The sequence below is a fragment of the Pseudomaricurvus sp. HS19 genome (genome assembly GCF_009857815.1).
Classification (GTDB): Bacteria; Pseudomonadota; Gammaproteobacteria; order Pseudomonadales; family Cellvibrionaceae; genus Pseudomaricurvus.
Map to the genome: position 1 here is coordinate 1,475,145 of NZ_WVVW01000001.1, position 19,315 is coordinate 1,494,459.

The 19,315-nt window shown below is 59.3% G+C and carries 19 protein-coding genes; 4 read left to right on the forward strand and 15 right to left on the reverse strand.

Translation table 11 applies throughout. The features are described 5' to 3' along the window. Positions 1-5: 5 nt before the first annotated feature. The 3 genes from GSF27_RS06650 to GSF27_RS06655 all read right to left on the reverse strand — a co-directional run bounded on the left by GSF27_RS06650 (position 6) and on the right by GSF27_RS06655 (position 2,434). Positions 6-557, reverse strand: a complete 552-nt coding sequence (locus GSF27_RS06650; RefSeq protein WP_370462570.1) for a flavodoxin — start codon at positions 555-557, stop codon at positions 6-8. A 212-nt stretch (positions 558-769) separates the two neighbouring features. Continuing rightward, complete coding sequence (locus GSF27_RS17725) at positions 770-1,204, reverse strand: hypothetical protein (RefSeq protein ID WP_202410277.1); 435 nt, start codon at positions 1,202-1,204, stop codon at positions 770-772. A 132-nt stretch (positions 1,205-1,336) separates the two neighbouring features. Further along, positions 1,337-2,434: a hypothetical protein gene (locus tag GSF27_RS06655; protein WP_160966923.1), complete on the reverse strand. Its 1,098-nt coding sequence runs from the start codon at positions 2,432-2,434 to the stop codon at positions 1,337-1,339. A gap of 117 nt (positions 2,435-2,551) precedes the next feature. Here GSF27_RS06655 and GSF27_RS06660 point away from each other — a divergent pair, with 117 nt between their 5' ends. Both GSF27_RS06660 and GSF27_RS06665 read left to right on the forward strand, forming a co-directional pair. Further along, positions 2,552-4,390, forward strand: a complete 1,839-nt coding sequence (locus tag GSF27_RS06660; protein WP_160966925.1) for an SLC13 family permease — start codon at positions 2,552-2,554, stop codon at positions 4,388-4,390. Positions 4,391-4,586: 196 nt separating this feature from the next. Next, the gene (locus GSF27_RS06665) at positions 4,587-5,066 is read left to right on the forward strand and encodes a NifB/NifX family molybdenum-iron cluster-binding protein (protein ID WP_160966927.1); all 480 of its coding nucleotides are present in this window, start codon (positions 4,587-4,589) and stop codon (positions 5,064-5,066) included. A gap of 28 nt (positions 5,067-5,094) precedes the next feature. Here GSF27_RS06665 and GSF27_RS06670 read toward each other — a convergent pair whose 3' ends face one another. The 6 genes from GSF27_RS06670 to GSF27_RS06695 form a co-directional block, all read right to left on the reverse strand. Beyond that, the gene (locus tag GSF27_RS06670) at positions 5,095-5,514 is read right to left on the reverse strand and encodes a DUF2007 domain-containing protein (protein WP_160966929.1); all 420 of its coding nucleotides are present in this window, start codon (positions 5,512-5,514) and stop codon (positions 5,095-5,097) included. A gap of 5 nt (positions 5,515-5,519) precedes the next feature. Further along, complete coding sequence (locus GSF27_RS06675; RefSeq protein WP_160966931.1) at positions 5,520-6,323, reverse strand: SDR family NAD(P)-dependent oxidoreductase; 804 nt, start codon at positions 6,321-6,323, stop codon at positions 5,520-5,522. Positions 6,324-6,405: 82 nt separating this feature from the next. Continuing rightward, on the reverse strand, positions 6,406-7,290 hold the full coding sequence (gene sigJ / locus GSF27_RS06680; RefSeq protein WP_160966933.1) for an RNA polymerase sigma factor SigJ: 885 nt from the start codon (positions 7,288-7,290) through the stop codon (positions 6,406-6,408). A gap of 2 nt (positions 7,291-7,292) precedes the next feature. Beyond that, positions 7,293-7,835, reverse strand: a complete 543-nt coding sequence (locus tag GSF27_RS06685; RefSeq protein WP_160966935.1) for a carboxymuconolactone decarboxylase family protein — start codon at positions 7,833-7,835, stop codon at positions 7,293-7,295. Continuing rightward, complete coding sequence (locus GSF27_RS06690) at positions 7,828-8,214, reverse strand: hypothetical protein (protein ID WP_160966937.1); 387 nt, start codon at positions 8,212-8,214, stop codon at positions 7,828-7,830. Before GSF27_RS06690 ends, GSF27_RS06685 begins: the two co-directional genes overlap by 8 nt. A gap of 95 nt (positions 8,215-8,309) precedes the next feature. Then, positions 8,310-9,167 carry a class I SAM-dependent methyltransferase gene (locus tag GSF27_RS06695; RefSeq protein WP_160966939.1) on the reverse strand — a complete coding sequence of 286 codons (858 nt, stop codon included), beginning with the start codon at positions 9,165-9,167 and terminating at the stop codon, positions 8,310-8,312. 346 nt (positions 9,168-9,513) lie between these two features. On the opposite strand from GSF27_RS06695, the gene glpK reads away from it, so the two are divergent. Then, positions 9,514-11,004, forward strand: coding sequence for a glycerol kinase GlpK (gene glpK / locus GSF27_RS06700; RefSeq protein ID WP_160966941.1), 1,491 nt, complete (start codon positions 9,514-9,516; stop codon positions 11,002-11,004). A 17-nt stretch (positions 11,005-11,021) separates the two neighbouring features. Here glpK and GSF27_RS06705 read toward each other — a convergent pair whose 3' ends face one another. Beyond that, on the reverse strand, positions 11,022-11,810 hold the full coding sequence (locus tag GSF27_RS06705) for an SDR family NAD(P)-dependent oxidoreductase (RefSeq protein WP_160966943.1): 789 nt from the start codon (positions 11,808-11,810) through the stop codon (positions 11,022-11,024). A 454-nt stretch (positions 11,811-12,264) separates the two neighbouring features. Between GSF27_RS06705 and GSF27_RS06710 the strand changes: the two genes are divergently transcribed. After that, on the forward strand, positions 12,265-13,863 hold the full coding sequence (locus GSF27_RS06710; RefSeq protein WP_160966945.1) for an ABC-F family ATPase: 1,599 nt from the start codon (positions 12,265-12,267) through the stop codon (positions 13,861-13,863). Between the two features lie 96 nt (positions 13,864-13,959). Here the strand turns inward: GSF27_RS06710 and GSF27_RS06715 are convergent, their stop codons facing one another. From GSF27_RS06715 to GSF27_RS06735, 5 genes are all read right to left on the reverse strand, one after another. Further along, a complete protein-coding gene (locus GSF27_RS06715) occupies positions 13,960-14,478 on the reverse strand; it encodes a porin family protein (protein WP_160966947.1) in 519 nt (172 codons plus the stop codon). Between the two features lie 602 nt (positions 14,479-15,080). Next, positions 15,081-16,622, reverse strand: a complete 1,542-nt coding sequence (locus GSF27_RS06720) for an acetyl-CoA hydrolase/transferase family protein (RefSeq protein ID WP_370462572.1) — start codon at positions 16,620-16,622, stop codon at positions 15,081-15,083. Between the two features lie 462 nt (positions 16,623-17,084). Beyond that, positions 17,085-17,804, reverse strand: coding sequence for an ABC transporter permease (locus GSF27_RS06725; protein WP_160966949.1), 720 nt, complete (start codon positions 17,802-17,804; stop codon positions 17,085-17,087). Continuing rightward, positions 17,797-18,510, reverse strand: coding sequence for an ABC transporter permease (locus GSF27_RS06730; protein WP_160966951.1), 714 nt, complete (start codon positions 18,508-18,510; stop codon positions 17,797-17,799). The genes GSF27_RS06725 and GSF27_RS06730 overlap by 8 nt, the downstream gene beginning before the upstream one ends. Positions 18,511-18,527: 17 nt before the next feature. Beyond that, complete coding sequence (locus tag GSF27_RS06735; RefSeq protein ID WP_160966953.1) at positions 18,528-19,283, reverse strand: transporter substrate-binding domain-containing protein; 756 nt, start codon at positions 19,281-19,283, stop codon at positions 18,528-18,530. Positions 19,284-19,315: the final 32 nt, after the last annotated feature.

The following is a 19,315-nucleotide window of genomic DNA, read 5'->3' on the forward strand; positions in this document are numbered from 1 at the left end:
TCCGGTCAGGCGGCGTGATGCAGTTTCTGCAGCAGTTGGGGTTTCACCTGCTCCACCCATTCCCTGAGACGCTGTTCGGTCAGCATGCCCTGGGTACGCTGGTCGATCACCAGACCCACGAAGTGATCGCCTACCAGTGACGCCGAGTGCTCGAAGGTGTAGCCCTCCGCCGGCCAGGCGCCAATCATGTCTGCACCGAGCCCGGCGAACACCTGATAGAGGGCCATCATTGAACTGGCAAAACGCTCGGAATAACGCTCCTGCGCGCCAAGGCCAAACATCGCAATGCGTTTACCGCTGAGATCCGGCGCCCCGAACCGGGCCAGGAACTCTTCCCAGTTACGCTCCAGGCATCCCGCGCTGAGACCGGGAATCTCGCCTACGCCATAGCTGGGCGTTCCCAGGATAAGTGCGTCGTACTTGAGCAGATCAGCAGCTTCAATACGGTTGACGTTGAGGGGCTTGTCCGCCAGCTCATCGCCCAGCAGCTTATAAAGCTTTTTCGCAATCAGGCGCGTCGTGCCTGTCTCTGTGCCGAAAAAAATACCGATTTTCACGATGACCTGATCCTCACTCTGTAACCAAATGGCAGCCGTTCGACCCTGCCAGCGCTGTCGCGTAAACGACAATCCGAATCGTCCCGCTCCCGCTTGTCGCAGCGCCACTGTACCGAAGCAGACAAAACGCCGCCTGCGGCAAGGGCAAACGTCGATAACAGAAGGGTAATTGCAAGCGCTGTTCCAGCCACCGGTATCAGCTGCTCACAAGCTCAGGAAAGGGCGTCAGCCAGCAGTACCGCACCCATGCGCGTCCGGTGCCCGGCACACCACTGCTGCCAGCGGTTCTCCACCTGAATCAGGATGCGCTCAAGATAGGGACGGCCGGGACGGTGCTCCTCGCCAAAGTTGGAGAGTGCGCAGGAGCTGCGATTGAACTGCAGGGCGTAGGCCACCAGCTCGTCCTTAACCCCCGCCAGCCGCGCTGTCAGCGCCTCCGGGTTATCGCCACCCAGCCCCATACCCTCATCCAGCAGGCGACTGCAGACACCCAGCCAGTCGTCAACCAATGCCAGCAACTGACGTTCGAGTATGCCATCCACCAGATGGCGGGAGAGATCGACATTGATACCGCGCTGATAGCCACGCTTGAGAGCCGGCATCTCATTTTGCAGGGCATCGGTCAGGTACTTGAGGGAGTTTGTCATTGCAGTCACCACCGTATTGCTTACCTCACAATACGGATGGCTTTTTCAGTTTTCGTGCCAGCTGCCGGCTCCGCGGGGGTAAACGAAAGTAAATTCACCACCCTCGACCGCGGCAAGTGCGGATGAGATTGATCAGAATGCCTGACCGAAGCGCATGTAAAAGCCGTTATTCCCCCCTTCGCCCTGGGCATAATCCATGGTGATCACAATGCGCTCCGATGGCTTCAGCACATACTGGGCACCGATACCGAACGAGGAGTAGAGGTTGGCAGAGTCGTCACAGCTGAGTCCGTCGCCGTAGAGACAGGCCACGCCGGCAAACAGGTTGATACCAAACCGCCCCTTCACATGGATACGCTCTTCGAACTCCACCAGGAAGGAGTGCGGGGCCAGGTACTGGCCGCGGGTGTACCCCCTCAGGGTCACACTGGAATAACCACTGCTCGGAGCATCGTCCGTCCAGCGCCCGTCAACATGGGTCGCGAACACGTGGCCGTTGCCGTGGGGAAGGTAGTGAAGTCCCTTCAGGTTGTAGGCATCAAAACTGACTTCTCCCCCAAAGGATTCCCGGTAGGCGAAGTTGTTGAACAGCACATTCATACCGGAGAGCGGTGAGTTCTTGCTGTCGCGGGTGTCGTACTGTGCCACCAATCCAAGGCCGGCGGCATCATAGCCGGTAAGCCCGGTCAGCTTCAGCACCTCCGCGCTGGTGAAGTTATCACCCACGATCAGGTAGTTGGTGTAGATGGCCTGTGCCCCCAGGAACCAGTGGGGAACCACCTCCTGCTGATAGCGGCTGAAAAACATCTTCACCTCATCGGTGGAGGAGATGGGCAGGCCACTGCCAAGGAAATCCTCATAGTCATTACGAATGCGCCCGCCCAGTGCCACCGCCGAAAAGCGTCTTGCATCCGCATTCCAGAACGAGCGCAGGAAGAGGCCGGCAATGAGGGAGTCGGTGTTGCTGTAGGTGGCCATGGCCCCGGCCATGGAGGAGGTAGAGTCGGGGTCAATCTTGAAGAGGTAACCTCCGAGGCCACCGGCGGAGGTGCCAACCTTGGGGTCAGAGCTGATGGTAGGCGCCAGCAACCAGGGCGACTCCTGCTTTTTCTCGCCGCCCGCTCCGGGCTCAGCCGTGGCAGACTCCTGTGCGTGGACAGTAACGGCGAGCAGCATCAGTGCGGCAATCAACCACTGGCCCGTCCGCGCCGGGTATGACATGACCTTCATCCAACCTCCCTGTGATGCCGCAGCACCCTGTTTAACCTGCGCCCAGTATAGCTGGCGCGTTTGTTGTCTTCACAGACTCTGGCATTATTACCTTGCTGCCGGCAAGACGGAACCACCATGTTACTCATTCCCGAAACAGCACAATCCGGATTTGTGTTTGCGGTGATGGCCATTGCCATGGTGCTGATGGCCAGCAATCGGGTGCGCTACGACTTTCTGGCGCTGCTGGTGGTGCTGGCACTCATGCTCAGCGGGGTTCTCACCGTGGGCGAGGCTCTTGCCGGTTTTGGTAATCCGGTGGTCATACTGATCGGCGCCCTGCTGGTGGTGGGAGAGATGCTGGATCGCACCGGCGTTGCCCGCGCCGTTGGCGACTGGATCCTGAAACACGGCGGCCAGCGTGAAAGTTATTTACTGATCCTGATTATGCTCAGCAGTGCAGTACTGAGTGCGGTTATGAGTTCCACCGCCGTGGTGGCGATTTTTATCCCCATTCTGTTGCGCATTGCCCGCCAGTCGCAGGTAAACCGCTCAAGACTGCTGCTGCCCATGTCCTACGCGGCGCTGGCCAGCGGTATGCTGACCCTGATCGCCACCCCGCCCAACCTGGTGATCAGCGGTGAGTTGGAAGCCAGTGGCTACCAGCCACTGGGCTTCTTCAGTTTCTCCCTCATCGGGGTCCTCGTACTGCTGCTGGCCATCGCCTATATGCTGTTGCTGGGGCGCCACTGGCTGCCACGCACCAGCACCGATACCCATCACCCCTACGGCCGCTCCCTGCAAGCCCTGTGGCAGGATTTCAGCGTCCGGCGCCAGACCCTCACCCTGCGTATACCCGCCCACTCGCCACTGTGTGGGCGGCGCCTGAGTGAGTGCAGCATGAACAGCAGCTACCGTATACGGGTACTGGATGTACTGCGGCCCCGCCGCGGGGGACTGGAACACTACCCCGGCCCGGCAGCGGATTTTGTGCTGCGTGCCGATGACATCCTGCTGGTGCTGGGGGAGGAGGAACAGATCCTCCACTGCATCGGCGAACTGGGCCTCTACCGCCACAAACTGGGCGCGCGGGAACAGCAGCAGGTGCAGTGGGAGCTGGGCGCCATCACCGTGCTCATCCACCCCAATTCGCGCCTGATCGGACGCAGCGTGCGGGACAGCCAGTTCCGCGACACCTACGGCCTCGACGTGTTTGGCCTGCGCCGCAATCAGGAGGCGGTGGACGACTACGACGAGGTGCCACTGGCCGCCTCCGACAGCTTACTGGTGGCGGGCCCCTGGTACCGGCTGCGGGCCCTGAGCCAGCAGAATCACGACTTTGTGGTGCTGGAGTCGCCACAGGAGGCTGAGGAGGTGGTACCAGCGCGCCGGCATATGCCGCTGGCGCTGGCACTGACCGGCGCCATGGTGGTGGTCTCCATGCTCAACTGGCTGCCGCTGGTGGCCGCGGCCCTGCTGGCGGCACTGGGTGGCGTCGTGGGCCGCTGCCTCACTGCCCAGGAAGCCTACCGGGCCATCCACTGGTCCAGCCTCATACTGCTGGCCGGCATGTTGCCCCTGGCTGCCGCGCTGCAAAAAACCGGCGCCACGGACCTGATTATCGCCACCCTGTTGCAGGTCAGCGGAGGCTCACACCCACTGCTGGTGCTGACCATACTGTTCTTTGCCACGGTGTTGCTCACTAATATCCTCTCCAACACCACCGCTGCTATTCTCATGGCACCCATTGCCATTGGTGCCGCAGAAGCACTTAACCTATCCCCCTACCCCATGGCCATTGGCCTGCTGATGGCGGCTTCCTCTGCCTTTCTGACGCCAGTGGCATCACCGGTGGTCACACTGGTGGTAGAGCCGGGCAACTACCGTTTTATGGACTTTGTGCGCCTCGGCATCATCCCCGTACTGATCGTATTTGCAGTGGCCGTGCTGGTAGTGCCACTGCTCTTCCCCTGGTAAAACCGGCCGGGCATTGTCGGCTTTACGACAAAGCCCCAACCAAGGCTGCCTCCCTGCCCTCAGGCATACACCACAACTGATTGTTTTAACTCGGTTTTTTCTCAATCCATGAATCGAAGTACATGGCCGGGCTCTTGCAGTGGTGGAAACAGACGCTTTTACACGTGCCCCTGTACCACAACCCGGAGGAAAACCTATGGACACTACCGCCGCTATCACCTGTGTTGCCGATGCCGCCGCCGATGAGGAGGCCCTGCTGGTCGCCTTTGCCTCCCTCGATGGCGACATGGTGGACCAGCACTTCGGCTCGGCCCAGGCGTTCTACCTCTACGCCGTCACCCCTGACTCCGCCGATTTTCTGGCCTCCCACAATTTCGGCATTGAGAAGAAGGACGGCAACGAGGATAAGCTCAAGCCCAAGATGGCCTGGCTGGCGGGCGCTGACATCGTCTACTGCGGCTCCATCGGCGGCTCGGCGACCCGCCAGTTGCTGACACTCGGCGTGCACCCTGTGCAGGTGAAGGGCGGCCCCGATGTGGAAGAGCTGATTGAAGAGCTGCAGGGCCAGTTGAATGGCACCCGGGAGCCGTGGCTGGAGAAGCTGCTGCAGCGTAAGCAGAAAGCACAGAACGACGACCGCTTTGCCGACTTTGAGGATGAAGGCTGGGACGATTGAGCCTGCAGTAAATTCAGGAAAGCAGCCCTCAGCGGGCCGTCACATGCCCACAGCTGTTACACCGGTAACCATCACGGGTAGGAAACAGGGGGAAGTTCAGCCACAGAAATGCCAGGAAGGCTGCCCGGCGACCGACACGGTAGTAGCTTGTGGCCTGGCTGCCACAGCGGGGGCAGGCCGGATACTCCGGCTCATCCGCATCCACGTCGGCGACCGCCGCCGGGGCCGCACAGTGCTGTTCCTCCACCTCTGCCAGCACGGCACGGGCCTGCTCGGCGTAAGCGGCAGGCACCTGCAAACGCACCCCGCCGAGAGCGTTGGAGTAGAGCCAATCCATACTGATGGTGTGTTCGTCGGCAATAAACGCGGGAATGTAAGCCGCCTCCAGCAACCCCTTATGCAGGTGAGCCTCATAGGGAAAACTGTAACGCCCCACCGTTACCAGCATGTGCGTTACCCGATCCTTGCCGTCTGCCCGCCATCCACCGGCAGCACCACACCGGTTATGAATCCGGCTTCGTCCGAGGCCAGAAACACGGCTGCATGGGCCACATCCCAGGCCGAGCCCTGGCGATGACGCAGGGGTACCCGGGCATCGCGCTGCTGGCGCACCACATCCGCGTCCACCCCCATGCGCTGCGCCACCCCTTCCACTGCCACTGGCGTATCCAGCAGTCCCGGCATAATGGCATTCACCCTGACGCCATCGGCGGCGTAAGCCATGGCCATCTGGTGGGTCAGGCCATTGAGGGCGAGCTTGGTGGTACCGTACATCACCGGCTGCCCGGAGCAGACCGCCGCCATGGAAGATATGTTGATGATGCAGCCGCTTTTGCGCCCGCGCATGGACGGCAGAACCGCCTTGCTGGCGTAGACCACACTCTTGAAGTTGAGGGCCATGGCGCTGTCGATGATGCTCTCATCCAGTTCTGCCGGATCGAGACGGTCGGTACTCACGCCACCGACGTTGTTGTGCAGGATATCGACAGGCCCAAAAGCTTCGACACAAGCCTGCACCGCACGCAGGCAATCCGCCTCCCGGGTTACATCCGCCTGCAAGGCAATGGCGTCGCCACCCGCCCCTGCAATCTGCAGTCGAGTGGCTTCGGCTGCCGCCAGATCCAGGTCGACACAGGCCACGCGAGCCCCCTCACGGGCGTATTGCAGGGCGCAGGCGCGGCCATTACCAATATTGGGTCCCGGCAATTGCCCGGCACCAAACACAATTGCCACCTTCCCCTTAAGCCGTTCTGTCATCACGGAATCCTGTGCTTGCCACTGTCGATGAGTCAGCTTAGCGGCAGCGCAACAGGCTAGCAATTCACAAACCGTATCCGCCTCACAGACGTTCGCACAATGCCCGTAATTTTTGCGGATGATTGAGCAGGTAGATTGCGGCTATACGCCCGTCCCTGACAGAGACCGAGAGCAATTGCTCGGGCTCCCCGTCATGGCGCAGCAACAGTGCAGGCGCCCCGTTGGTCGTGAGCCATTCAGCACTGACCTGCGCCTGGGGCCTGAACTTGTTGGCCACGCCGAGAAACAGGCGCACAATTTTCTCCGCTCCCGCAATGGGTCTCCGGGCTGCCAGACGATAGCCGCCACTGTCTGCAGTAAAGACGGCATCTTCCCGCAACAGGGACGTGAGCGTATCGCTGTCCCCTTCTGCCGCCGCCCGCATAAACGCTCCCAACAAACGCCTGTGCTCAGCCTCCGGCGCACTGCGATCCGGCTGTTCAGCGCGAACGGCCTTGCGTGCCCTGGACGCCAGCTGCCGCACCGACGCCTCATTGCGCTCCAGTACCGCCGCGACCTCACTGAACGGCAGATCAAAAACATCGTGCAACAAAAATGCTGCACGCTCAGGGGCTGACAGTCGCTCCAGGGTCAACAGCAAGGCATAGGAGAGATCGTCCGCCAACTCCGTGGCAGCCTCCAGGTCCATGCTGCCAACGTCACTCACCGGATCCGGCAACCAGGGCCCGATGTAGGCGTCGCGCCGGACCCGTTCAGCTTTCAGACGATCAAGGGAGAGCCTGGTAACAATGGTAGTGAGGTAGGCCTGGGCATTGTCGACAGGAGCATCGGTTTGCGTATGCTGCGCCGCCGACCAACGCAACCACGCCTCCTGCAGAATATCTTCCGCATCCGCCCGGCTGCCCAGCATGCGATAGGCCAAGCCCAGCAGGCGACTGCGGTGTTGCTGAAAACTTGCCAGTGCCATTCTCAGGCCTCCGCGGCCATAAGGGCAGGCCTGCCACCAACCATCGCGCATGCCGCGCCGGGAGATGCAAAACCGAGAGCCCATTTCATCTGCGGATAGAGACGAGCGCCCAACACCGCCATTGCCAGGTCGATCACGCCCTGCTCTCCCCAACGCTGCCGCACCTCCTCCAGCACCCCGGCACTCTCCTCATGCCGAAGAACCGTTCGGGCATAGCGACACGCCAATGCCAGCTCCTCCTGCAGACCGTCCGCATGGCCACTCAACACCGTGTTGATCTCTGCCTCTTCCATGCCCGCCTCCCGGGCCAGTTTTATCATCAGTTCGGTGCAGCTCCCGCAGTCCTCAAACTGTATGGCAACCAATTGCACCGCCATGGCCACCTGCGGCGAGACCCGCTGGCGGTGCCATCCGAGTTTACAGGCTCGGGCAAAGGTGCGGAAAGCGCTGCCTGAGTGGTCTGCCAGATAGAGCTGATAGCTGACATCAAAGTCGTAGCGTCGACCGAAAGCGGTAATGAATTTACGGGCGATGGCATTAAACATACGCGCCTCCCTTCAGCCCGCGCCCATGAGGCAGGCTCGCCCAGATGGCAGCAACGGCAATCAGTGTCAGTACCAGTGTAGTAGCGGGAGCATCCGGGGAATGCAACAGTTCCAGCCCGTGGATTGCCGCGTGCAACAGAAGAAAGCCACTGCCGGCAGCAGCGGCAGGCCAGTACTGCTGACGCCAGCCGCGAAACAACAACCCCAGACCCGCAACCAAAAACGCGGCACCGATATCTACTACAAAGTGTGAATTGTAAGGACCGGAAGCGGGCACTCCCGGTGTACTGGCGTACCAACGCTGGCCATCTGCCATCATCAGTAACCCGTTAGCGGCTGTCATCAGCCCAATGAAAACAGCGATCGATCTTCGCAACATGGAACCCCCTTATGAACAAACAGTGTCTTTCAGGGGTAAGACGATTCAGGCAGCCAGAATGTGACAGGAGCGAGGAAAAATGTTGGCAACCGTCCTCAGCGTTTGCGTGCCAGCCAATGGCCGATGGGCATGCCGTAATCTGACTCCTGCAGCTCAAAGCCGCCTTCGTCCAACCACTGTGCCTTGTCGACCTTGTGCCAGGCCTCCACGAACGGTTCGTAAACAAAGTGAGCCAGCAGGTAAAAATAGAGATGCTGCCAACCTTTCGCTGTCAGCATTGAGCGCCAACGGGGCTTCTGCATCTGCAGGCTGGAGGGCTCGGCGATCGCCAGCAGACCACCGGGTTTCAGGCAGCGGTAGCACTCCGCCAGAATCTGGCGCCCATAGCGAGGGGGAACTTCGTGCAGGACGAAACAGAGGGTAATGGCATCAAAGCGTTCAGCCCCAAAGGGGAGATTTTCACCGATCCCCGGCACAAACTTGAGCCCGGGGTTACGGCGGGCGGCATGCTTCAGCAGGTAGGGTGATGGATCTATCCCCCACACATCCGGCACCCCCTGGCGCTGAACCGCAGCCGCGGTTTTACCACCGGCGGTACCGATATCCAGCACCGTCTGCGCCTTTGTCAGCCGCTCGGCGATCCACTGGCGACTGACCTCCACCTCACCCAGCATCGCAATATCAAAACCGGTGATATAACCGTGGCTCAGGTGGTTGGAGTAGTTGCCGTTGGGCAGGTTGTGAAACTCCTGCAGGATGTAGCGGGGGATTGATTCCGCCAGCTGCTGCGGCAACTCTACCGCCTGACGGCGGGAGAACAGGCTCTGCAGCAGCTTCCAGACATTACGGGGACGGGACAGCGGGTGCAGGCGATCAGGCCAGGTATCTTCCAGCACCAGATCGGCCCAGTCGGGAACCACGGGATCCTGCACCGGCTCCTGATGAGTCTGCATAGCCGCCGAACGCAGCCCTGAAATGACCGGTAGCCCTGAGTCCTCGACCTGACGAGCAGAGCCAACCCCAATTTTTGCGAACGCCAAGTCAGATAGCTCCATGTTGCCCATCAAACACACCCCGCCTCCATGCGGCCCGTCAACGCCGTTTTGAGCCAAGCGGAAGGTGGGGCAAACAGCCGCAAATATTACCACAGGATTACAATTGGCCCATGCCTGCAAGGCGATTAGATGGCGCCGGAAAGCACGGCCATTGATTCAGCACAAGGTTCCCCTTTACAGTGAATAGCTCGTCCACCGCAAAAATGCCTCATTCCGGGCCCGATAAATCCGTGGAGCCGAGTTGATGACATCCAATACCTGTGTGCTGGCTATTGACCAGGGCACCACCTCCAGCCGCGCCATTGTCTTTAATCAATCGGGGCAGGCCCTGCATGTCGCCCAACAGGAGTTTAGCCAGATCTATCCCCATGATGGCTGGGTCGAACACGATCCGGAGGAGATCTGGTCCACCACCCTGGCGGTGACCCGTGAGGTACTGCAGCAGGCCCGGGCTGCCGGCCTCAATGTTGCCGCTATCGGTATTACCAACCAGCGGGAGACAACGCTGGTGTGGGATCGCAAAACCGGTAAACCCCTCTATAACGCCATCGTCTGGCAGGATCGCCGCACCAGCACCGAGTGTCAGCGACTGCGAGAGCAGGTGACAGAAAACTTTGTGCGGCAACGCAGTGGATTGCTGCTGGATCCTTATTTCTCCGCCACCAAAGTCGCCTGGATCCTGGACAACGTTGAAGGGGCGCGGGAGCGGGCCGGGCGGGGCGAACTGGCGTTTGGCACAGTGGACACCTTTCTGATCTGGCGCCTCACCGCTGGCCGCCGGTTTGTCACCGACATCACCAACGCCAGCCGCACCAACCTCTTCAATATCCACACCCGCCAGTGGGATCCGGAGTTGTTGCAGCTGTTTCGTGTCCCCGGAAGCCTGCTGCCGGAAGTGCTGGAGTGCACCGCTGACTTCGGCACCACAGACACCACCGTGCTGGGCGACGCCATTCCCATTCTCGGGGTTGCCGGCGACCAGCAGGCGGCCACCGTGGGACAGTGCTGCTTCGACCCGGGCACCATCAAAAGCACTTACGGCACCGGCTGCTTTATGGTGATCAATACCGGCGCGCAGGCGGTGACCTCCAACAATCGCTTGCTCACCACCATTGCCTACACCATTCAGGGCACCACCCACTATGCCCTGGAGGGCTCCATCTTTGTTGCCGGCGCGGCAGTACAGTGGCTGCGGGACAGTCTCGGCATTATCGAAACCGCCGCTGAAACTGAAGCGCTGGCGCGCACGGAAGAGAGTAACGAGGGCGTCTACTTTGTGCCGGCCCTTACAGGGCTGGGAGCGCCCCACTGGGATCCGGACGCCCGTGGTGCGATCTTCGGCCTGACCCGCGCCTCAGGTCCGGCCCATATTGCCCGGGCAGCGCTGGAGTCGGTCTGCTACCAGACCCACGACCTGTTGGCGGCAGTGCGCGAGGACGGTATAGATACCGCACGCCTGCGGGTGGACGGCGGCATGGTGGCCAACAACTGGCTGATGCAGTTTATGGCGGACATCCTTGATGCCGAGGTGGACCGGCCTGCAGTACTGGAGACCACTGCACTGGGAGCCGCTTACCTTGCCGGGCTGCAGCTGGGACTCTACAGCTCCATGGAGGAGCTGCAGCAGCAGTGGCAACAGGAACAGCTGTTCCAGCCTGATATGAATAACGCCCTGCGGGATAAATACCTGGCGGGCTGGCACCGGGCACTGGGGCGGACCCTCGCCAGCCCCTGAGTCAGGACCAGTGACGGTTACCCGTGCAACATCACCCGCCCGCCATTCACCGGCAGTATCTGGCCATTGATAAAGTGGGAGGCGTCACTGGCCAGGAACACCATCACCGGTGCCATATCCCGGTCGGCATCCCCCATCTCCCCGCCCAGCGGCACCCGCTGCTTCTCACTGGCGAGAAAGGCCTGCAGCTGCTCCGGCGAGAGGCTGGCCTTGTACTCCTCGAACATGGGAGTCTTCATGGTGGGGTTCACGCTGTTGCAGCGGATGTTGTATTTCGAGGCCCACTCATGGGCAATGGTACGGGTCCACGACAGCACCGCGCCCTTGGAGGCGGCATAGATGGCCCCGTTGGGCATACCCGCCAGCGCCACGTCGGAGGCGAAGTTGATAATCGCCCCGCTGCCCTCTTTCTGAAACTGCCGGCAAGCGGCCTGGTTGCAGAGGATGGTGCCGTTGAGGTTAATACCCCACATGAGGTTCATATCTTCGAGAGTCCATGCCTCGGCGGGCTTGGAGCGATCAATCCCGGCAATATGGGCCAGCACATCCAGCCCTCCCAGCCACTCGACAGCTTGCGTAAATACCTCAAACACCTGCTCCGGCCTGCTGATATCGCAGCAGAAGAAAGTGGCCCGCCCACTCCCCTGCGCCTGGGCATTGGCAGCATCTACCACTGCCCTCCCAGCCGCCTCGGTAATGTCCAGCGAGGCCACCAGCGCCCCCTCCCGAACGTAAGCGCGCACGGTGGAGGCAGCGATGCCACTGGCTCCTCCGGTGACAATGATTCGTTTACCGCTGAGCTGCATGGTGAAGTCTCTCCTTATGGTTATTCGGCGATCACACCAGAATGGTCTGGTATGACCGGAGTCCATTAAAGCATCAGGGCGACCAACCGCCATGGACAATCCATATCATTATTTCGACATTGGTGTCGAAATTCAGCAGAGATCAACCCAGCCCCTCCCCAAGGCAACCAACGCTGCCCAATAATCACTCCCCCTGGCCCGCTGGCAGACCGTGTAACCTGCCCAATCTGTCTAAATTCTGCTCGACCTTGGGAGGCGGTATCTCTATAGTAGCGTCCCTTCAGATGGTAGCCTCCCGTGATTCTTCACACCCCAGCCAGTTGCTGGATCCAGCGTCTGTGGTTTCCCGTTTGCCCTGAAAGAGTCAGGCAACCGAGGGGCGCTCGTCGACACTCACACACCCGTCCTGCCGGCCGCTGGCCTGCCGGGCGCCCCGGATTTATAGGATCGTCCCTTGATTACTACCGCCAATATCACCATGCAGTTTGGTGCCAAGCCGCTGTTTGAAAACGTCTCGGTCAAGTTCGGTAACGGCAACCGTTACGGCCTCATCGGCGCCAACGGTTGTGGCAAGTCCACCTTTATGAAAATCCTCGACGGCAGCCTCTCCCCTTCCGCCGGTAACGTCAGCATTACCCCCAACGAGCGCGTTGGTAAGCTGAGCCAGGACCAGTTTGCGTTTGAGGCCTTCACCGTTATCGACACCGTGTTGATGGGCCACACCGAGCTGTGGGCCGTGAAGCAGGAGCGCGACCGTATTTACTCCCTGCCGGAGATGACCGAAGAGGACGGCATGAAAGTGGCCGACCTGGAAGTGCAGTTTGCCGAGATGGATGGCTACAGCGCCGAGAGCCGCGCCGGTGAATTCCTGCTGGGTGCCGGTATCGACCTGGAGTATCACTACGGCCCCATGAGCGAAGTGGCCCCGGGCCTCAAGCTGCGGGTATTACTGGCGCAGGCGCTGTTTTCCGAGCCTGACATCCTGCTGCTGGACGAACCCACCAACAACCTGGATATCGCCACCATCCAGTGGCTCGAGGGCGTGCTGAATGGTCTCAAGAGCACCATGGTCATCATCTCCCACGACCGTCACTTCCTTAACGCTGTCTGCACCCACATGGCGGACATCGACTACGGTGAGCTGCGGGTCTACCCGGGCAACTACGATGACTTTATGACTGCCTCCACCCAGGCGCGTGAACGCGTACAGTCAGAGAACGCCAAGAAGTCCGCCCAAATCGCCGACCTGCAACAGTTTGTCAGCCGTTTCTCCGCCAACGCCTCCAAGGCCAAGCAGGCCACCTCGCGGGCCAAGCAGCTGGAGAAAATCAAACTGGAGGACATCAAACCCTCCAGCCGTGTCTCGCCCTATATCCGTTTCAAGCAGGACAAGAAACTGCACCGCCAGGCCCTGACCCTGGAAGGGCTGACCCACGGTTTCGAAGAGACCCCGCTGTTCAAAAACGTCAACCTGCTGCTGGAGGCCGGCAGCCGCCTGGCAGTGATCGGTGAGAACGGCGCCGGTAAAACCACCTTTGTGCGCTGCCTGGTGAACGAGCTGTCTGCCAATGGCGGAGTGGTGAAGTGGGCCGAGAACGCCAGCCTCGGTTACTGCCCGCAGGACAGCAGTGCTGACTTCGACGTGGATATGAACCTGTTCGACTGGATGAGCCAGTGGCGCAAGCCCAACCACGACGACCAGATCGTGCGCGCCACCCTCGGCCGCCTGCTGTTCTCTGCCGACAGTTTCAAAAAGAAAGTTAAAGTTTGTTCCGGTGGTGAGAAAAACCGCCTGCTGTTCGGCAAGTTGATGATGATGGATTGCAACGTGCTGTTGATGGACGAACCCACCAACCACCTGGATATGGAATCCATCGAGGCCCTCAACCTGGCGCTGGAACACTACGAAGGCACGCTGATCTTTGTCAGCCACGACCGCGAGTTTGTATCGTCACTGGCAACCCGTATCCTGGAGATCCGGGAAGACGAGGTGGTGGACTTCCAGGGCACCTACGACGAGTACCTGGCGCACAAGGCGGCCCACGCCAACTGATACCGCGCCGACCGTTGCCCCGCTGTAAAACAAAAAGGGGCCCCGCACTGCGGGGCCCCTTTTTTTCGCCTTCCGAACGGGACGGCAACAAGGCGATCAGAAACTGTAACGAGCGCCTACGGAAATATTGGAAACATCGTCGCTGTCCAGCTCAAAATGCTGGTACTCAGCCACCACGGAAATCTCCGGGGTCAGTTCCAGGGAGGCGCCAAACCCGATGCTCAGGTCGATGCCGTCATCGCTTTCCACCTGGCCATAGCCTGAGCGGTGCACACTGGCATCCCAACCGAACAGACCCAGTTTGCCAAACACTTCAAACTGGTCATTGATTGGCAGGATACCCACGGCGGCGAAGTTGAAACCATCCGCTTCGATGGTCCAGGGGCCGTCCTCGGCTTCACCCAGGTCAATATAGGATCCTTCCAGAGCCAGGTTCTCATTCACTCTGTAGCCGCCCACCAGTGCAATGGAGCGTCCCTTGTCAAAGCCTGAGACATCCACATCGGTCAGGCCGAGGGAGACGCCGGCATAGAAGCTGCCGGTCTCCCCGCTCTGCGCAGTGGCAGCGGCGGACAACAGCAGAAGAGTTGAAGCCATCACGGTCTTCTTAAACATACACGAATCCTTTTTGGTCTTGTTGCAAAGTGCAATATCTGCTGGCAGCGAAAGATGCTGTACGGGTACCCGTGGGCAGTCGCTGACGCAGTAATGTTGTAGGCTGAGCACAATTGAAAAGTCAGGAGCCGGGACACCCCGGAAAGAGAAGAATAAACCTGTAGAGTTCCATACCTTCTGCTGGCACCGGGCTTCAATTGCGGCGCGCAGTGTAACCAATAAAAAATGCGCCAAAGGCTAAGCGTGTCATAAAACCGAAAAATAAAAGTCACGTAAAGGGGAGTGAATTTTTACGCTGCACATACCCTGCAGCCACTCCCTGAACCCGGCGTGGAAACAGAGAATAAATGACGCCACATTCGCGATTCCCATCGCGTTTAGCAAAGAACATTATTGACCCGGCCAGAGAAAACCTTGCGACGAGTCCGGCACAAAAATCAAAGACCCTCTAACCGTCGCAACACCAACACCTGCCGATCACGTGCAACCTCCCCACCGGCTATGGCAACCACCTGGCAATGACCCGGAACGGCCATATTGGCGAAGCCGGCGGTTGAAAAAAGTCCGGGTGTGGACAGTGTCCGCACCCGGACCAAGCCACATTACGCGGTGGATTTGAGCCCTCTCAAACGGTGCATGGTGCCGTGTTTTTCATAGCGCTCATGCCAGCTGAGCGCCTCGGAGAGAATGTGTGGTGTATGCAGGCCCGCACCGATGGCACAGGCACGCTCAAAGTAATCCCAAAGCTCGTCGCGAAAATCAGGATGGGCACAGTTTTCAATGATCAGCCGGGCCCGCTGTTTGGGCGACAGTCCCCGCAAGTCCGCCAGCCCCTGCTCGGTCACAATCACTTTGACATCGTGTTCGGTCTGATCCACATGGGACACCATGGGCACGATCGAGGAGATGGTGCCACCCTTGGCCGTGGATGGCGTCATAAAGATCGACAGATAACCGTTGCGGGCAAAATCCCCGGCGCCGCCAATGCCATTCATCATCCGGGTACCCATGACGTGAGTAGAGTTCACGTTGCCATAGATATCCGCTTCCAGCAGACCGTTCATGGCAATAACACCCAGGCGGCGGGCCAATTCAGGATGGTTACTGATATCCTGTTGTCGCAGGATAATTCTCTCCCGGTAGAAATCGATATTGTCGGTAAACTCCCTGATGCCCTCCGGGCTGAGCGAGAAGGAGGTCGCAGAGGCGACACGCAAGGTGCCGGATTTGAGCATCGCCAACATGCCATCCTGTATCACCTCGGTAAACGCCGTCAGGTTGCGATAAGGGCCGGAGTTGAGACCGTCCAGTACCGCATTGGGTATATTGCCAACCCCGCTCTGGATCGGCAGCAGCTCTTTGGGCAGGCGTCCGCGCTTAACCTCGTGATCAAAGAACTCCAGGATATGGCCCGCGATCTGCCGTGAGTTATCATCGATGGGGGCAAAGGCGCTGTTGCGGTCCGGCGCTGATGTCTCCACCACCGCAATCACCTTCTCCAGCGGACAGCGGAACAGCGTCTCGCCAATACGGTCGTCCGGCTGTGTCACGGCGATTGGCAGGCGATGAGGCGGAAGGGCCGTGCCGTAGTAGATATCGTGCATGCCCTGCAGCTGCAGGGGCTGCTGGTGGTTAACCTCGAGAATGATCTTTTTGGCCTGTTCCATCCAGGTTTTGTTGTTGCCCACCGACGAGGACGGCACCAGAAGACCCTCTTCGGTAATGGCTGTCACTTCAATCACAGCAATATCCAGGTTCCCCAAAAAACCCGACCACACGTACTGCGACACTTCCGACAAATGCAGGTCCAGGTATTCAATCCTGCCATCATTGATTTGCTGGCGGCACAACGGGTCCGACTGGAATGGCAAACGGCTGCTGATGCCACCCACTTCCGCCAGCAGGCCATCCAATTCCGGTGCCGTAGACGCGCCGGTCCAGAGGTTAACCTTGAACTCCTCTCCCCGCGACTGAAACTCCCGCATGCGCCGGGCCAGCGCCTGGGGTATGGCTTTGGGATAGCCGGCACCGGTGAAGCCGCTCATACCAAGGGTCGCCCCGGCGGGGATCAACGCCGCAGCTTCTGCAGCAGACATCACCCTGCCCTGTAACTGCGAACACAACATTCTTGAACTATTGGTCATGAAAATTCCACACAACTTGTCTGAGTTAGACACACCACCCGAGCGGCGGCATGATTAATAGCCCATGGTAAAGGCACAACGCTGCCACAGCCCTGGCAGGTGTTCTGCCGGGAACAGACAACAGTCATAGCAATCCAGAATCTGGACGGGGATTTGTTATTTTGAGGAGTGGCTGCGGCGACAATCGAGGGGGTAATACGGATCTCCCCCTGCAGCGCAGGCGGGTAAATTCCGGTTCGCAAAAGGCCGCGAAAACAAGCGGTTAAGTAAAGGTTAAATGCGCCATAAAGACCATTCGACTTTGGTAGACCACACCCGGATTGTGCCGGGTTCACCACCAAAAAAGAATAAAACCCAATCAAATCGAACAGCTAATTCGCACAGTGCAGGCGGTGCAAAATATCGCCCCCTGCAGTCGGTGTGACGTCACAGGAAGGCTAACTCGCTGCGACAGAGACGGCGTTATTGACGCGGGCGGGTGTAGGCCAGCAGCCGGGATTCCAGCCTGCGGAAGCCATAGAGAATGGTGAAGGTAATCACCAGATAGAGGCAGGCGGCGAAGATAAACGCTTCGAAGGGCGCGTAGTGGCGCGAGTAGGTGTTCTGGGCCGCCCCGGTAATATCAATGATGGTGATGACACTGGCAATGGAAGTGCTCTGCAACAGCAACACCACTTCGTTGGCGTAGGCCGGCAGCGAACGCCTGATAGCCCCGGGCAATACCACACGGTGCATGCTGGTCCACCAGCTCATGCCGTAGGCGCGGGCCGCTTCCAGTTCGCGATGATCGGTTTCCGAGATTGCACCATAGAGGATTTCGGTGGTGTAGGCGCAGGTATTGAGGGTGAATGCCAGCAGCGCCGGATAGAACGGATTTTTAAACCACTCCCACCAGAAGGTCTCCTGTATCCCATCCACATAGGTAATACCGTAGTAGATGATATAGAGCTGGATCAACAGGGGTGTGCCGCGAAAAACATAGCAGAAGAGATAAATAGGCCAGCTGAGTATCGGTTTTCGGGTGCTGCGCAGTACCGCCAACACCACAGCCAGCAACAGGCCCACCAGCAGTGAAATAACACTGAGCTGCACGGTCGCCACAAACCCGTCCCAATACATAAACAGCGTATCGGCGGTAAAAATTTTATTCTGGCTCAGCAGGGAATCCAGCCAATTATCCATGCTGTGATCCCCTCACCACACCGCTACTGTACTTCCTGGTCAGGTACCTGATCACCAGTTCTGACACAAAGGTGATCAGCAGATAGATCGCCGCCACAGGAATAAAAAACTTGAAGGGTTCGTGCACCGCACCGGAGGCCTCCTTGGCCAGCCTGACCATATCGGCCAAACCAATCACGGAGACCAGTGCCGTGGTCTTCAGCAGCACCGCCCAGTTATTGCCGATGCCCGGCAACGCAAAGCGCATCATCTGCGGAAACAGTACCCGCCGGAACACCTGCCAGCCATTCATGCCGTAGGCGACCGCGGCCTCCAGCTGTCCCTTGGGCACAGACATATAGGCGCCCCGGAAAGTTTCGGCCATGTAGGCACCGAAGATAAATCCGATAGTGGCGACGCCGGCCACAAACGCATTGATATCAAAATAGAGCCGGGTGCCGAAGTTGCGATTAATCCAGCCCGCCAGATCATTGGCCAGAATCTGGGCGCCGAAGAAAATCAGCAACATCAGCACCATATCGGGAACACCACGGATAACCGTGGTGTAGAAGGTCGCAATGCCGCGCAGCCAGGCGTTGTGGCTCAATTTGGCCAGTGCGCCGGCCAGCCCCAGTACCACTGCCAGCAGCAGTGACAGCAGCGCCACCTGGATGGTCAGCCAGGCACCGCCGAGAATTGAGGGGCCGTAACCGTGCAGATCCAGCATCAGACTCTGTTCCAGCCTCAGACTTTAATATCGTAGGCGAAGTACTTCGCACGGATCTGGTCGTAGACGCCATTGCTTTTTACGGTTTCAAACGCGGCATCCAGTTTGGCCTTAAGCTCGGCATCATCCTTGCGGACGGCAACACCGACACCCTCGCCAATTTGCAGCATGGCACCGGCCTGACCGTACTCACTGCCCTTATCACCGTTGAGGATGGTGCTCTCACCCACAGGGAAGTCCAGCAGTACTGCATCCAGGCGACCGCCGTAGAGATCAATCACCAGTTCATCGGCGGTAGCGTAACGCAGGATTTCAGTGTCCGGCAGATTCTTGGTGGCGTAGTCATCCTGCACCGTACCGCGCTGCACACCGACTTTCTTGCCAGCCATGCCCGCAGGGCTGGTCACATCCAGCTCAGCACCGGCCTTGGCGAACCAGGCAGACGGGGTGTTGTAGTAGGCCTTGGAGAACAGCACCTTTTCCCGGCGCTCGTCGTTGATCGACATGGACGACATGATCATGTCGTATTTGAATGCCAGCAGGCCCGGAATAATACCGTCCCAACCCTGCACCACCCACTCACACTTGATCGCCATCTCCGCACATACTGCATTACCGAGATCGATTTCAAAGCCGGTCAGGCTGCCATCCGGGGCCTTGAACTCAAATGGCTCATAGGGCACATCCACCCCGATTTTCAGCACCGGCTCGGATTCCTGCTGTGAACAGGCCGCCAGGAAAACGACACACAGACCAGCGATAACCTTCTTCATGTTGCACCTCGTATATGCAATTGCAATGGAAA